Below are 16027 nucleotides of genomic sequence, written 5' to 3'. Positions count from 1 at the left end.
TTAATTCGCTAATCGCTGTACAGCCAGCATAGTAATATCGTCAAACTGAGGAGCGTTATCCATATAGGCAAACAAGTTGGTCTTGATCCACTCTAGAAGTTGACTAGCCGACGCTGGTGGCGGTTGAAAAAGCGAAAGAAGTCGCTCGGTAGTGTACAACTTGTTATCTGGAGCACGGGCTTCTGTAACACCATCTGTATAGCCAATCAAGATGTCGCCTGGCTCGAGTTGTACCTGCTGAACTTTAAATTTCATATTCGGCATCATTCCCACTGCTGGTCCTGTCGGCTTGAGAGTTGCTTTCACACCTTCTGGACTGATCACAAACAATGGTTCATGTCCACCATTAACGTAGTCGATGATACCAGTAGCGGGATCTAATACTCCAAAAAACAAGGTCGCAAACATGCTCATCTGAGCGTGCTGTTGAGCAATATAGTTATTGATCAGTCCCACAGCTTTCAGGGCGTGAATCTGTTCTTCGTGATTGTTCAGATCCAGATCGTTCAAGCCTGCCAGCACTTGATCGTCGCCAACAATTGCTAAACTACACAAAAGACTCTGCCCAGAGAAAATACGAATCAGACTGCGGAATAAAGCCATAAACAGTGCTGCGCCCACACCTTTATCACAAACATCTGCAATGACTAGCCCTACATAACCACCAGGAAGCATAAAAGAGTCATAAAAATCGCCTGCAACTTGGCGAGCCGGATAAAAGGAAGCTGCGATCTCCCAATTAGGAAGTTTTGGTAAATCTTCTGGGAGAAAATCTTTCTGAATCTGTCTACCTTTTTCTAATTCATAGTCAAGTGCTTTTGAATAAGCTTCAATCTCTTGTTTGGCTTGATCTAGAAAGTGGTAAGATTCTTCTAATTTCCCATATAGCTCGGCGTTTTCTAGAACTAGCGCTATCTCATTAGCCGTTTTTTGCATTAAATTCGCTACTTCCCAGCTAAAGCGATTAGGTTCACTATGTAGCAAGGTGAGAATGCCTAGCAAAACTTCTTCCTTGAGAATCGGGACAGCTAATGCAGAGCGCACAGTGTAAGGCTGATTAGGGAACTGCAACCAGCGGTCATCGTTAATCGTATCGGCAATCAATCCAATATTTCGCTCACGATTCACCCAACCTGCTAGACCTTTGTCTAAAACGCTACCAATTAAACGAGAGCGGGCCTCTTCTGCTGTAGCCTTTTGGGTGAGAATACTATCAGTAACTACTCCTTGACTATCTAGTAAAAATAAACTGCCTGTTTCGGCTCCCGTGAGTTTGCAACAGACGTGTAATGCTTCCTCTAAGGTAATTTTTAGCACTTCCTCCTGTTCTGGAGAACGTGCCATTGCTACTACCTTTGCTAGCAGTTCTCTTTGAGCCTCAAAAGCAGCTTGTGCATTTCTGAGTGCAGCCACTTCTTGGCGCAACGACTCCAGTTCTTGATAATACGGTTGTTCCCTTAATGGTTTGTGAGTATCCATATATTTTTCGTCGCGGTAGATAATAGGAGTCGTTCTCTATTTGCCTGGAATAAGCGCTTAAATATAAGAAAAGCTAAAGGCTAAACAATTTTAGCCTTCATACTTCCTTCATACTTAATTCTTAACCTTCCATTACTAGGAATTAGGCAACTTCGTACTCATCCTGTAAAATCACGCTTTGGCTGAAACCTGTTTTCTCAAGGGTGTCTATCACTTGTTCCTGTCCACCAACTACATAAATATCAGCATCAGAACCCATCTTTTGCTTAGCGAAAATCAGCACTCGTAGCCCGGCACTGGCGATATATTCTAGGTCTTGGATGAACAATACCAGACGCTTAACTCCGGCTTTAGCTGCATTCTCCACTTCTACTCTAAAAATGGGCGCAGAACTCGCATCTAGTTCGCCAGTCAAGGTAATTTTAGCGGTATCGCCTAGAATTTCAAGAGTTGCACTAAAAGCCATAATTTTATTCTCCTTTTTTGTGAGATTTGGTTTTTGATTGCTCTTTCAGTATTGGTTACTGACGAAAAACAAAAATTTATTTGCCTACTAGAATAACTATTGAGCGATCGCCTAGTAAAATTCCTTGTTGAGTGTTTAGTAAAGGTTCTTTACCAGGTTCCCAGCTAGCTTCTGCTGGGTTCGCGCCAGTATTCGCAAACACATGCCACTTCAGACCCGCTGGTGGCTGAGGAAGTTCAAACCAGTGAGCTTCCCAGTGCATGTTCATGGCAACGTAAATGTAGTTATCGTTGACTGTGCCACCTTTAGCGTGTTTGCCACAAAGCATAAAGGCTAAAGTCCGGCTAGAGTCAGACCAGTCTGCATTCCAGGCTTTAGTACCGTGCCAGGTAATATCAGCATAGCCGCTACCAACGTAGTCTCGATTTTGGAAATGCCAATGGTTTCTTAATACAGGATGTGCATTTCGGAAAGCGATACAGTGCTTGGCAAAGTTGAATAGGTCAGAGTTTGACTCCAATAAATTCCAATCCAACCAGCTGAGATCGTTGTCGTGACAGTAGGTATTGTTATTACCTCGCTGACTTCTGCCAACTTCATCACCCATGAGAATCATTGGTACGCCTTGGCTTACCAGCAACATGGCGATCGCATTTTTCATTTGGCGTTGACGCAAGGCATTGATACCTGCATCCTCTGTCCAGCCTTCTGCTCCACAGTTCCAACTATCGTTATCGTTGGTGCCGTCGTTGTTGTTTTCCCCGTTAGCTTCGTTATGTTTGCCGTTATAGGAAACTAAGTCAGCTAAGGTAAACCCATCATGGGCCGTGATGAAATTAATCGAAGTCGCAGGTGCACGTCCCGCCCAAGCATACAAATCTGGTGAACCTTGCAGCCTTTGCGCCATATCTCCGACTCGCCCAGGTTCGCCTTTAAGGAACTTGCGAATACCATCGCGGTACTTACCATTCCACTCTGCCCAGCGACCAAAAGCCGGGAAGGAGCCTACTTGGTATAAACCGCCAGCATCCCAAGCTTCGGCAATCAGTTTACATCTAGCCAGAATTGGGTCAAAGGCCAGGGTTTCCAACAGAGGTGGATTTGCTAGTGGTGCGCCCCAAGGGTCACGTCCAAGAATTGATGCCAAGTCAAAGCGGAAGCCGTCGATGTGATACTCTGCTGCCCAATAGCGCAGACAGTCGAGCACAATATTACGCACAATCGGATTATTACAATTGAGTGTGTTACCACAACCACTAAAGTTGTAATAGTAACCCTCCGGGGTAAGCATGTAGTATGTCTTATTGTCAATACCCCGGAAGGAAATCACCGGACCATTCTCATTACCTTCCGCAGTGTGGTTGAAGACCACATCTAAGATGACTTCAATTCCATTGGCATGGAGGTCTTTGACCAATGCTTTCAACTCATCGACCTGCATACCGAACTTACCTGTGGCTGCATACCCCGCCTTGGGCGCGAAGAAACCAACAGTACTATAGCCCCAATAGTTCAGTAGCGTTTCACCTGTTTGAGGATTGGGACGAGAATTTTCAAACTCATCGAACTCGTATACAGGCATGAGTTCGATGCAGTTCACACCTAACTCTTTGAGGTAGGGAATTTTCTCCCGAATCGCCGCAAAGGTTCCTGGATGCTTCACCCCAGAAGATGGATGGCGGGTAAAGCTGCGGACATGCATTTCGTAAATAATCAAGTCTTCTGGAGGCAGTTCCAGCGGACGCTCTGATTCCCAGTCAAAGTCATCGAAGGCAATCCGGGCACGATGATGGTAGATGTCACTCCAATCTGGCGTTACTCCCCAAACATCGCGTCCGCCAATAATCTTGGCGTAGGGATCTAAGAGAATTTTGCTCTTGTCAAACCAGTGGCCGGCCTTCGGGTCGAATGGGCCATCCATGCGATAGCCGTATTCGATTTCTTCGTAATCCAGGTCAAAAACCACCATGCAAAAAACATTCCCAATCCGAAACTCTTCGGGAAAAGGAATTTCTGCCAAAGGTTCGGGCTGATGTTTCTTAAACAGCACTAAAGAACAGGATTTGGCGTGACTGGAAAATATAGAAAAATTCACCCCGCCTGGAACTAGTGTGGCTCCAAACGGGAAAGGTTTACCTCGACGTAGCTTAAAGTCGCCGTAGGTATGAGTGGGATTAACGTCGATGCGCTCCATTGTTCTTTGGTAGTGAGTGTTAAGACAACAGGAGTAGGGAGAAAGAGCGATCGCATCTAAAATTTTGTCTTTTGTCATTTGTTCTTTGTGATGACAAATAACTTTTAGACGCGTTGAACCTGGAAAGAGGGAGTTAAGTTTTCACTTTACTTCCCTCTTTTTTGCTTGATTAAGCAGGTAGAGCGTGAACCTTGACCTGGAGAGCTTCTAACCCCGATTCTATGGTTTCGCTAAGGGTGAAAAAGTTGAGAAACCCAGTAATCGACATCGTATCTTGAATTTCTGGAGCAACTCCTACTAGCACTAGTTGTCCATCTTGACCAGCAAACTGCCGATGTAGCAATAGCAATGTGCGTAATCCAGCACTAGACATATAAGGCACCTTTGTCAAATCCAGCAGTAATTTACTCTTTGGTTGAACTAAAGGTAATACTTGCGCTTGCACTTCAGGTGCAGTTTTGCCATCTACATCGCCATCGAGTTCCACCACGGTCACTTCTTCGTGTACTGCTGAAGCTGCATCGCCGTTTGCAGTGCTGATTGCAGTTACTTGCAGTGTCTTGATCATGATCTCCATAATTAATTACTTCCGGCAGACTACGCAGTAGGGACAATTTGAACTTTGACTTTGACTTGCGCTTTGGTATCTGGTAGTTTCACCGTCAAGCCATTAGCGTCAAAATCGGTGTATGGTTGGTCGTCAATCCAGACTTTACCAATCTTGATGCTACCAGGAGGGAGAATATCTGGCTGCACCCGCAGAATGTTGTCCTTGAATGCACCTGGTTGAGGCTTGAAGTATAGGTCTAGTGGTTGCTTGGTAATTAGTAGATTAGTGTAGACTACTGACAAATAGCACAGTTCTGTTGAGTGGTAAGCACTCATGGAGTGAGAGCCTTTAAAGCGTTCGTTACCCAACAGGTAAGGTAAGCCATTTGCTAGAACGTTAAAGTAAACCGCGCCGTCATCATGATCCAAGAAGAAGGCATTATAGAAGGCTGCGGCTTCGTTAGCCTGACGTTTGTATTCTGGCTTATCCAAGATACCGTGGAGGATTAGGTAAGCCAGAATAGCTTGCTCTTGCTGCCACCAAGCTTTGCGATCGTGCCAGACAAAGCGATGCTGTTCTTCGCCTTCACCTAGAACACGTTCGACTACGTCATACCAGCCACCTCTTTGTTGATCGCTACCAACTTTGGGCATTAAGTAGCCAATTTTCTCAGCCAGTTGTACGTACTCATCTTTGGGCTTGAGGGAATTCATCCGCATCAAGTTCCAAGCAATTTTCAGGTTATGACCAACAACGGCTCGGTTTTGCTGCCAACCCCATGTTTGGTCTTTACTCCAGTCTTCAAAGAACTTCTCTTGAACAAAGGGGCTGTCGTCGTAGTCTGGGAAATATTTGGCGATCGTGTCAAAGGTGTATTCTAGGAAATCGGCGTATTTCTTATCACCTGTTGCCAGCCACAGATTAATTAAGTAAGCAGGGGCATGGTCACCAACAGAGTTCCAGTTTTTACGAGCGCGGTTCCGACCTAGAGATTCGGCACGAGGGTCAAGGGTAATTGGGTCAATGTGGGAGAAATAGCCGCCGCCTTCTTTGTCTAGGAAGAATTTATCGAAGAGATCGACGGTCATTTCCGCATCTTTAAGAATCCGGGGATCGCCTGTAATCCGGTAGGTTTGAATCGGGCCTGCTAAGGCATAAATCTGTTCGTAGGCGGGAATAGCGTCGTAGTCGTCACTAAACTCAGAGGTGAGCAGCTTTTGTTCACGGCGTCCGGTGACTTTAATACCGTGATACCAGTAGATGAGGTTTTCATCTGGATCGTAGAAGCGCATATGTTCGCGCAAGTACTCTGTTCCTCTTTCTGCGGCTTCGAGGAAACGGTCTTCACCTGTTAATAGAAAAGCTGAAGCGAAGCCATAGACGAGACGAGAAATGGTATCAGTTTCTTGCAAAAAGTCGTCACGCTTTTTACCACCAGCTAAGTGTAGATAAGTGCGGTATTCGTGGTAATCAATTTCGCGATCGGGATAGTTGAACTGCCATCTCAGGTAGCTGTCAGCAATAGAACGTATTTGCTTAACCCACCAGTCTGGTTCTTCGTGGCGATAGACACCTGGTTTATCGCTAGGGAAGACTAAGGACTTGACTTCAAATTTGTGGTCATCTCCCTGAGGATAAAAAATACCGTAAGCAAATACGTGCTGACCAGGTACTAGTAGTTTTTCAATGTCACCAGTGCAATCTCTATAAGGCTCTTCCAAGTTTTGCGCGATTCTGGCATAAACAGTTGGGGTGAGGTATGCTCTATATTCCCGCTCATCTGAGGTTTTAATGCCAAAAGACTTATCGCTGGAGTTAAAGTCAGTGACGTAACCAGTGATTGTGTCTGAGAAAGAGAAGCTGAGTTTGTTCATCTTTACTGTTACAGAAATAAAAGGGTAGATATTGTTGCTAAATCTAAAACTCGACTTATGTAGCCCTTTAGTTCAATTTCGCAGGTTTGTTACTGATTGAAACGCCGGAGTAATTGTTTGTAATAGTGCTTGAAGTAATGAAGATCTAGCACTGCTATCCTCTAATTTTGAGGACAATTTTAATTAACCAACGTAACTTTTTTAATGATGGGCTAGATATGGCTTTATGTATCCTTCTGAGAACTTTAGCTGTCTATCTACTCGGCAATATCAAGGTTAACTCTTGGAATTGCACTGGCTGAAGACAACAGACATTCTACCTGGTTTTTGTTTGCTTGTGTAGCAAAAACTAAAGATAGTCTAGTAAAAGTGCTGAAGGCATAACTTAATATCTCTACATAATATATACGCCTGAATTTGAACAAATTATGCAAACTAGCTTTGAAACTAAGCAAAATAATTGGTGGGAGGAAATTTAGATCGTTGGGATTTCTCTAAACTCGTAAAATAGTTTTCCATGAGTAGTTGATGTTACCGTTCTGATGAACAAAAAATTATGGCAGCCGCCAAGATTACGGATTGGCGAAGATCGTGGAGAAGAAAGACGTGCTACCTGGCTGGAGTTATTTTACGATCTGATATTTGTCGTCGCGATCGCGGAATTAGCTCACAATCTCAGCCAAGATGTTTCTTTTGCAGGCGTTCTGAGCTTTATTGCTCTTTTTACACCAATTTGGTCTTGTTGGTTAGGCGCAACTTTTTACGCCACTCTGTTTGATACTGATGATTTAAGCGATCGCTTATTAACCCTTCTCCAAATGATCCTGATTGCGGCTCTAGCTGTCAATGTGCATCATGGTCTCAGTACCTCTGCTGTTGGTTTTGCAATTACTTATGTAGGTGCTCGCAGCATTCTTATTGTTCAATTTCTCATTGCCAAATATCATGTTCCAATAGCTCGTCCCCTACTCAATCGTTATATATTGGGGTTTAGTCTAGGTGCTAGTTTTTGGTTAATATCACTATTTGTACCAGCGCCTTGGCGTTTTGGACTCTGGGCAATTGGGCTGCTTGTAGAATTTATTGCCCCTTTAGGTACAGGTCGTTTTGCTACTCAAATCACACCAGATATTTCTCATGTGCCAGAGCGACTAGGACTTTTTACCATGATAGTTTTAGGAGAGTCTGTTGCTGCTGTGGTGAGAGGTGTAGCTCAAAAGGAATGGATTATTTCATCTACAGGAGTTGCTCTTTTCGGTATGAGCGTTGCTTTTAGTTTCTGGTGGCTTTACTTCGATAGCATCGATGGCTCACCACTAGAGACTATGAAAGAGGGTAGAGTCAATATTTTCCTTACTTGGCTTTACTCTCATCTGCTCCTAGCTATGGGTTTGGCCGCAACAGGAGTAGCAGTTGAGCATATGATTTTCAAAAGTGCGCTTAATGTCTTACCAGACAATGAACGCTTACTGTTTTGCGGTGCAGTCACACTGTGCTTGGTAATTTTAGCAGTGATTAATTTAACAACCTGTATTCTGGAAAAACAACGGCAAGGAAAAATTTTGAGTGCTTATCGTTTAGGAGCAGGAGCTTTTGTTTTCTTCCTGGGGATTGCTGGTAAGAATCTAGCTCCTGTAGCTTTAATTGCATTGGTTGCAGCTGCTTGTGCGATCGCAGTTGCTCTAGATTTATTTGGCAAGAGTCGATCTCAAATTATCTCTTAGAAGTAGCTTTGCAAAGCGGTTGTATGACCCCACACAACCGCTTTGCTTTTTTATTCTCAGATGGTCTGAACAACTTCCTGATTCCGAGAGCTAGCTTTCTCAATTTCTTTGACAAACTCTGCCATGAATTCCTCTACCACGCCCGGATGCTTGCCTGTAATTAAATTGCCATCTACGACTAAATCAGCAGTTACATCATTGTCATAAACAACGTCTGCTCCAGCATTTTCGACGTCACAAATAATGTTATGAGCACAAGTTACTTTTCGATCTTTTAGTAAATCTGGATCGGCACAGAAAAGCCACAAACTATGGCATATAGTTCCTAATTTCACATTATCTGTTGCCATTGCTTTTCTCAAAAAAGCAACTGCTGGAGCTTGATTTTTTTGACCCTTTTTAACATTTACCTGATATCTCAGGCGATCCATTGCATAGGCTCCGATGCAAATGATACCTTTATAATCAGCAGGGTCAATATCATTAACTTCGGTAGTAACTGTGACATGAAATTCTATTTGGTCATTTTCGGGGTTAGAACCGAAGTGTAGTTCTTTATTACCCCATAAATGCGAAATGTATTCTACTTCATAACCTTGTTCGGGGAAGTACTCATTGAAGCGCCGAAATTCTGTAGCATCAAAATGTTCTTCAATAAGTACACCAATTTTACCTTTGGATTCAGTTGCCATGTTGTCTTAAACCCTTACTTATTCTTGGAAGTAATAGAATCTACCAAACTGCTCTTTTGAAGTCCAATCAACGTTGGCTGAGGCTGAAGCTAGGAAAGCTTGCCTAAGTTCACCTTATCTCTAGCCAAAATTTTGACGATTTAGTTTTTTTCATAATATACAAATACCTTGTTTCTAACTAGTTAAGGTAATTGCAAACACACGACCAATTCTCAAAGCTAACTATTACCAAAAAGATTTTTTTGTTAAGCTATGTCGAGTAAGAAAACAGGAATTTTACTGGTGAACACACTGCTTCAGCCCTCTTGTACAGTTTGCTCCACAATTTCATAGATGTGAGTATCTGGAGGGAAATTTTGGAATATCTGAGGTCTTTCTGACATAGAACTTTTGACAAAAGTTTCGTAGTCTTCACGGGATTGCCACTGTGTATAGTTAACAATTCTCTTGCCATCTATGCTCCGGTGTAAGGTAGATGAGATAAAACCAGGCTGGTACTTCACCTGTGAACCACCATACGTCATGATATGGTCAAGTAGTTCCTGCTGTTGCGATGGTTCTACTGAAAATACAACCATCACTGTAGTTACATTTTTTTTCTGATCGAGAGTGACTGTCATTGATGAGCTAACGGTTATTTGCTGGTTTTACTTTTGGGTAAAAGCAGAGGCAGGTTTTGTTAATTAATTGCTGAGTTTCAACTTACCTCTGCTGAACTATTTATCTAGAACTTTTCTAGATTTAGATAGTTTTAAAACTTGAGATTTAGTTGAGAAGGATCGGGATATACGCGCCATTCGTAGATGCGATCGCCATCAAAGCGATAGATATCTGTACAAGGAACTTGAATAAAGCGCTTGTCAACTTTGTTGACATAATTCGCATCCATTTCCAGAATTACGGTATTACCAATTTCCCATGTTCCTCTAGCATTATGGGTTGTCAGTTTCAGAACTTTGTAGATATTAATTAAAAAGTCTCGACAAGCTTCAGGCCCTACTACAGGGTCGTTAGCACCAACTTTGTAGAGTAAGTTAGGTGTGAAGAAGCTCATGAATTTATCCCAATCTTCAGCGTGCAATGCTTCATACATTTTGCCAATAATTGTTAGCAGAGAACCATTAGAAGCAGGTGCAGCAGCAGCTTGGGGTTGCACTTTTTCGGTTTGGAATACTGGACTAATGTCCATGTAAATTCTCAGTTCTTGAACTTTATCACCCTTGAAGATGATAGTGTCACAACAAGGCAGTCGGAAAACTTTACCATCATGACGGATGTAGGTAACTTCCATTTCACAGATAACTGTGTCTCCCTGTTCCCACATATTTTTGATGTGGTGGTAACACTGAGCAACTGTATTTAGAAAGTCAGTTGAACTTTCTCTAATTCCTTGCGGACCATAAGCAACTGGAAAGTTACTAAATTGATAGTGAGCATCTTCGGTGTAGAACTTGATAAAGTTTTCTACATTCATCGATTCGCCTGCTTCAAACATACGTTTGACAATTTCAGACTTGGTTCCAGGACGTGTGAGTGACTGAGTCATAGTTTTGTCCTCCTTGGTTGTTGTATTTTCTACACTTTGCTTTAGTTGCTCGACAGCCAGACGGATATTTTCTGGTTTAGCCGTCTCAATAAATCCTTGTGCATCTTTGTGCTGTAGTGCACTTTCATTGATAGGTTGCAAATCAATGGTAAAAGTTACTATTGGCAAAGCACCAGGTTCTTGAGGTGGATACAGATAATTGATAAACCGACCTGTAAATAGAGGGTGATCTACAAGATTGATCGTTAGAGATCCCACTTGGCGATCGATGGCAACTCTTTGCTTCATCTCCATGCCAGGCATTTTGACTTCGCGTAGAACTCCATCGCTATAACGTTCTAAAATGGGAAATTTATCAGTGAAAGCTTGATCTGTCCAAACTTGCCAAATTTTCTCTACTGGAGCATTGATAGTAGAACTGTATGTTCCATATATGCGGTGGTTTGTATTGACACTGCTGGCTGAAGTTGTGGGTGCAGTATTATTGTAAAACCAGTAATTTGTGCTGTTAGCTTGGTTATATTCTTTTTGAGCTTTGCTAAATATTTCTTTAGCCGTTCTTCTAACCTGGTTGAATTCTAACTGTTCCCCATTTGGGCCTTTACAATAAAATAAAGACCAACCATCAAAATCGCCAGCAAACTCTACTTTGGCATATTTAAGAGGAGCATTTTTTCTGGCAGTTTCCGAATCAATATGAATAATTCGGTTAGCAACGACATTATTAAGTCCTCGCTTTTGACATTCATCTTCTAACATCTTGGCGAAGTCATTGATATCCACATCATCTTTTACATAAAAAGAAAGATGTGGCGCATTGACATAACCGATGCCGGAAGGTATTTTGCCAATGCAGTTTGGTGCTTGAGAGTTTAACTTAGCATCTCTAAAATGGATGAGTTCAACACAGGTGTTACCAAAAGAAATGAATCTCACATCCAAGGCTTCTTGAGAGCCATCTCTAATATTAGGAACACCTACTGTTTTTGGATTAAGACCTTGTTTCCATGCTTCCAATTCTTCTTTTTGAAAAAGGAGATTGTGCAAGTCTTCACCAACAAATCCATCCCCACCTATTGCCGGTTTTCCACCTAACACGTCAACGTAAAATTCTAAGGCTTTTGACATATCGTTGACAGTTATGCCAACGTGTTGCAAACCTTGGAGATAATGACCTAAACTGCTAGACTTTCCATTGACCTGGCTAGGCATAAGAGATACTACGTCCTCTTTTTGTTGATTCGTGGCTCCTAGATTTTGGTTAAGCGACGCTACCTGTCCGTTCATCAGAGATACTATGTCCTCTTTTAATTGATTAGTGGCTCCTACACTTTGGATCAGCGACGCTACCTTGGAACTGCGTTGACCAGCTAAGGTTATCTGACTGTTGTATACAAAGGTATAAGCCGTTCTTTCGGGAAAAGGTTGAATTTGTTTAATATATTTGGCAGCATCTTGAGTTGCGGCTGCGTATTCGCTAGAGGCGAAAAACTTTTCTCTTTCCAGATGATTGGCAAAAGCAATTTCATAAGCTGCATGATATTGCTTGGCTTCTGGTTCGTAATGACTGACTCCAGCAGCATCGGGACGAGAATTGTCTACTTCTTCAAATAGATGCAAGCGCAACTTCAGTACCGCATCGCTACTGCTAACTTTGGGAGCAAAAGTCTCAGTGAGATAGCGACGGAATGCTTGTGTACTCGCGCCATTGGCTTTTTTCACTAAGACGTGAAATTTAATGGCTCCGACTTCGCCGTTGGGGTCGCCAGTGGGGATGTGGTCTACATAGGTGATGGAATTGCCAGGGTTAGTGTTGTAACCGATGGCTTTACGGAACAAATTATGTTCGTCATCCATCAAAATAGCTGAAGCTTTGAACCAGGTATTGCGATCGCTTTCACTTTCAAAGGTTAACTCTGCAATCCCATCAAAGTTATCTTCGGCATCCCATCTGTAATCTAACCCAGCGATTTCTGGCCACAACCCGCCTTCGTTGTGCGCTACATGAAACTGCCAGTATTGATATTGTCCTGGTAGTCTGGCGCAGACTGGGCCATGTACGTCTTTCCAGTAATTATCAAAAAGCTCTAAGGAAATGGACTCCCGTTTCCACAGGAGTACATAGAAAGCTACTTTTCCTTTACGATCCCTGACTGAATAATCAGCTTGGTTTGATTTTTCAAGCGCTGAAACCATTGCTGCTGTCCTTGGTATGTAATTGACATTGTCAAAAATCTGATTCAGGGCGGCGAAGCAAGGCGCGACCTTATTAAAGCCCGCATAAACGCATAAGAACAGCAGCAGTTCTTCAATTTCATCGCGGGTGGCTCCCTGTTTGAGAGCCATATTCACATGGGCGGCGAAGGGGTTACCTGGACCTCTGTGATCCTGATTGACAACATCAATAGCGATGGTAATCAGAGCCTTAGTTTTTTGGTCAATTAGTGGTAAACCCCAAGCTTCACCTGCTACCCGAATTACAAAATCACCAAATTTGGGATTGATTTGTTTTAAATTCTTTTGCAGTTCTGGGTCATCGAGGACGGCATTTTTAACTGCTAACTCGAGTTTCATCTCACGCGGTAGTGATCAATTGAATTAGTTCGTTAGGAGCATAAACATCACGGTAGAAAGTCAGCTGCTCGGTTTTCAGATAGCAAGCACCGCGATGACCGCGACGCACCCATGTCACGTTACCTTTGGCCAGAGTTTCGTTGGTTTCGTCGTCCACACACTTCCACTCGAAGTAAGTATGCTCACCATAAAACATGACAATTGGCCAGCACATGGTAACGCCTGGTTGTGCAATCAATGCCCACCAATGTTTTTCTCTTTCTTTTTGTTGTTCTAAGCCTTGGTAGGGACCGTCTTGGCACAAATAAACTAGGTCGTCGCGATATTCTCCGGTTAGGATATCACCTCGTCCTTGTCTCAATGCTTCACAATGAGTAGGCCACCAGTCTCTGTTTTCTCTTTCAATTTGTTCGAGAGTATAGTTAGGACCAATTTCTGGCAACCTTGGTTCTTTCATTGCCACAATTCTTTCTGCATCCTCGATCAGTTTCTTCGCCACGTAGGAGCTAACAAGTCCTGGACGAGAATAGTCAGCCGACAAACCTTCGTAATAATTAGTCCGCTTTTTTGCTGGTTTGGGCTTGCTTTGGGTTGCTTGAGCAGAAGCATGACCGTTGGTTTGTGGGGTGAAGAGATTGTAATTGAGCATGAGAGATTCTATATCCTCCTTAAGTTGATTTACTGCGCCAATTTCTGTAATCAGTTCTGCTACCGAGGAACTACGTTGACCGGCTAAGGTCATCTGAGAGTTGTATACAAATGTGTAAGCCGTTCTTTCGGGAAAAGGCTGAATTTGTTTAATATATTTGGCAGCATCTTGAGTTGCGGCTGCGTATTCGCTAGAGGCAAAAAACTTTTCTCTTTCCAGATGATTGGCAAAAGCAATTTCATAAGCTGCATGATATTGCTTGGCTTCTGGTTCGTAATGACTGACTCCAGCAGCATCGGGACGAGAATTGTCTACTTCTTCAAATAGATGCAAGCGCAACTTCAGTACCGCATCGCTACTGCTGACTTTGGGAGCAAAAGTCTCAGTGAGATAGCGACGGAATGCTTGTGTACTCACGCCATTGGCTTTTTTCACTAAGACGTGAAATTTAATGGCTCCGACTTCGCCGTTGGGGTCGCCAGTGGGAATGCGGTCTACATAGGTGATGGAATTGCCAGGGTTAGTGTTGTAACCGATGGCTTTACGGAACAAATTATGTTCGTCATCCATCAAAATAGCTGAAGCTTTGAACCAGGTATTGCGATCGCTTTCACTTTCAAAAGTTAACTCTGCAATCCCATCAAAGTTATCTTCGGCATCCCATCTATAATCTAACCCAGCGATTTCTGGCCACAACCCGCCTTCGTTGTGCGCTACATGAAACTGCCAGTATTGATACTGTCCTGGTAGTCTGGCGCAGACTGGGCCATGTACGTCTCTCCAATAGTTATCGAAAATCTCTAAGGAGATGCCTTGTCGTTTCCATAGGAGTACGTAGAAGGCTACTTTTCCTTTGCCGTCCCGTGCTGAATAATCAACTTTGGTCGCCTTGTTGATTGTTGAAACCATGCTTGCTGTCCTTTGTCCACACTATGGTTAAACTCTCTTGATGTCACACTCTACTTATGTCACTCTGGGTAACAAAAAAGCTCAACTTTAGGGAAAATCAAGGTCTTGAATTGTAATCTCTACGTTAGTTGAAGGTTACAAAAAATTCGTCCGCAAAAACCTCAAATTCTCTGATGAAAGTGTCTCAAACTGGCTACGACAGCTATCACCATCATCAATATCAAGAGATCTTTCTCATTTGGGAAGTGAGCAATTGGTGGCGATCGCATCAGGATCTTAAAATAAAATAATATTTTCTTCGATCCTTAATTTAATAGCCTTTAAGTGCATTTGGAGTATCCTATGAAGGCGCTATCTCGCAACTTCCTAACTCCTCACTTTCTGAAATTGCACTGCTTGCTTTTCCTTGATCAGTAGTCTTTCCCGTAATGAATGCGGGAAATAAGATGATCTATTAGGCGAGCTAAAGATGATATCTCTTTAATCTCTGCATATCTCCATTTCTCAGGCACTTTCTGGGACTACATCTTGGTATTTACTGATTTCGTAAAATCCTAAATATTTTTTTAGGACGGTGTATCCAGTATTTCGTTCAGTACGCCAAAACAGCCAGCTACCTTATTGAAGCCTGCATAAACACACACAAACAATAGCAGTTCTTCAATCTCCTCACGAGTTGCACCTTGCTTGAGCGCCATATTGACATGAGCACCAAAAGGATTACCTGGTCCAACCTGATCCTGATTGACAACATCAATAGCGATAGTAATCAGAGCCTTCGTTTTTTGGTCAATTAATGGCAAACCCCAGGCTTCACCTGCTACCCTTGTCACAAAGTCGCCAAATTTAGGATTGATTTGTTTTAAACCCTCTTGAAGTTCTATATCATCTAAAACCGCATTTTTGTATTTCATTACTTGACTTTTCCCTAATTATCTAAGTAGACATATTTTATGAACTGCGTACACTGCCGAGTATGAAAATTAGAAGTCAGTACTCAAAAGCCTAGATGGGGCAGATTTAAACCGAGATTCTGACTTAATTAATTCTGAATTCTATTTTCAATCTTTAGGTGTAATCAGTATCTAGGCAATATTCAGCATAAACCCGGAAAAGTTTATTTGCAATTTTTGATCATATATGTTCCTTAGGAAATATTGACATAACTCTATTTTCTTCTCACCGTTAATTTAATAACTTGTTACATAAGAATATCTATGGATGTGAATCTGTTGTCCTATAGACCATTTATAAATTAAAAATAAAATTTTTCTCCAGTGGGTAAGACACCTCTAAAACAAAATAAATTATTTACAATTTTGCCCGTTCCATAGCCCAAGTCTGCTGTTTTAACTAGTACATTACGCTCT

Annotated in this window: 11 protein-coding genes; 1 reads left to right on the top strand and 10 read right to left on the bottom strand. The window is 42.5% G+C overall.

Annotated features, from left to right (window positions below; genetic code table 11):
* From BV375_RS26950 to BV375_RS26930, 5 genes are all read right to left on the bottom strand, one after another.
* Window positions 1-1479, bottom strand: a complete 1479-nt coding sequence (locus BV375_RS26950; protein ID WP_086766190.1) for a GAF domain-containing SpoIIE family protein phosphatase — start codon at window positions 1477-1479, stop codon at window positions 1-3.
* 142 nt (window positions 1480-1621) lie between these two features.
* On the bottom strand, window positions 1622-1945 hold the full coding sequence (locus BV375_RS26945) for an anti-sigma factor antagonist (protein ID WP_086766188.1): 324 nt from the start codon (window positions 1943-1945) through the stop codon (window positions 1622-1624).
* Between the two features lie 76 nt (window positions 1946-2021).
* Entirely contained in the window at window positions 2022-4217 is a 2196-nt protein-coding gene (gene glgX, locus BV375_RS26940) for a glycogen debranching protein GlgX (RefSeq protein ID WP_243714067.1), read from the bottom strand.
* Between the two features lie 91 nt (window positions 4218-4308).
* Complete coding sequence (locus BV375_RS26935) at window positions 4309-4716, bottom strand: anti-sigma factor antagonist (protein ID WP_243714066.1); 408 nt, start codon at window positions 4714-4716, stop codon at window positions 4309-4311.
* Between the two features lie 20 nt (window positions 4717-4736).
* Complete coding sequence (locus BV375_RS26930) at window positions 4737-6563, bottom strand: AGE family epimerase/isomerase (protein WP_086766184.1); 1827 nt, start codon at window positions 6561-6563, stop codon at window positions 4737-4739.
* A gap of 542 nt (window positions 6564-7105) precedes the next feature.
* On the opposite strand from BV375_RS26930, the gene BV375_RS26925 reads away from it, so the two are divergent.
* The gene (locus tag BV375_RS26925; protein ID WP_086766182.1) at window positions 7106-8287 is read left to right on the top strand and encodes a low temperature requirement protein A; all 1182 of its coding nucleotides are present in this window, start codon (window positions 7106-7108) and stop codon (window positions 8285-8287) included.
* A 56-nt stretch (window positions 8288-8343) separates the two neighbouring features.
* Here the strand turns inward: BV375_RS26925 and BV375_RS26920 are convergent, their stop codons facing one another.
* The 5 genes from BV375_RS26920 to BV375_RS26900 form a co-directional block, all read right to left on the bottom strand.
* A complete protein-coding gene (locus BV375_RS26920; RefSeq protein WP_086766181.1) occupies window positions 8344-8979 on the bottom strand; it encodes a DJ-1/PfpI family protein in 636 nt (211 codons plus the stop codon).
* 296 nt (window positions 8980-9275) lie between these two features.
* Entirely contained in the window at window positions 9276-9599 is a 324-nt protein-coding gene (locus tag BV375_RS26915) for an antibiotic biosynthesis monooxygenase family protein (RefSeq protein WP_086766179.1), read from the bottom strand.
* A gap of 131 nt (window positions 9600-9730) precedes the next feature.
* Window positions 9731-13099, bottom strand: coding sequence for a nuclear transport factor 2 family protein (locus tag BV375_RS26910; protein WP_086766177.1), 3369 nt, complete (start codon window positions 13097-13099; stop codon window positions 9731-9733).
* A gap of 1 nt (window position 13100) precedes the next feature.
* Window positions 13101-14657 carry an EthD domain-containing protein gene (locus tag BV375_RS26905; protein ID WP_086766175.1) on the bottom strand — a complete coding sequence of 519 codons (1557 nt, stop codon included), beginning with the start codon at window positions 14655-14657 and terminating at the stop codon, window positions 13101-13103.
* A 566-nt stretch (window positions 14658-15223) separates the two neighbouring features.
* Window positions 15224-15571: a carboxymuconolactone decarboxylase family protein gene (locus BV375_RS26900; RefSeq protein ID WP_086766173.1), complete on the bottom strand. Its 348-nt coding sequence runs from the start codon at window positions 15569-15571 to the stop codon at window positions 15224-15226.
* Window positions 15572-16027 lie beyond the last annotated feature (456 nt).

Origin of the sequence: Nostoc sp. 106C (assembly GCF_002154725.1) — a bacterium.
Lineage (GTDB): Bacteria > Cyanobacteriota > Cyanobacteriia > Cyanobacteriales > Nostocaceae > Aulosira.
This window is presented reverse-complemented; position numbering and strand designations above follow the sequence as displayed.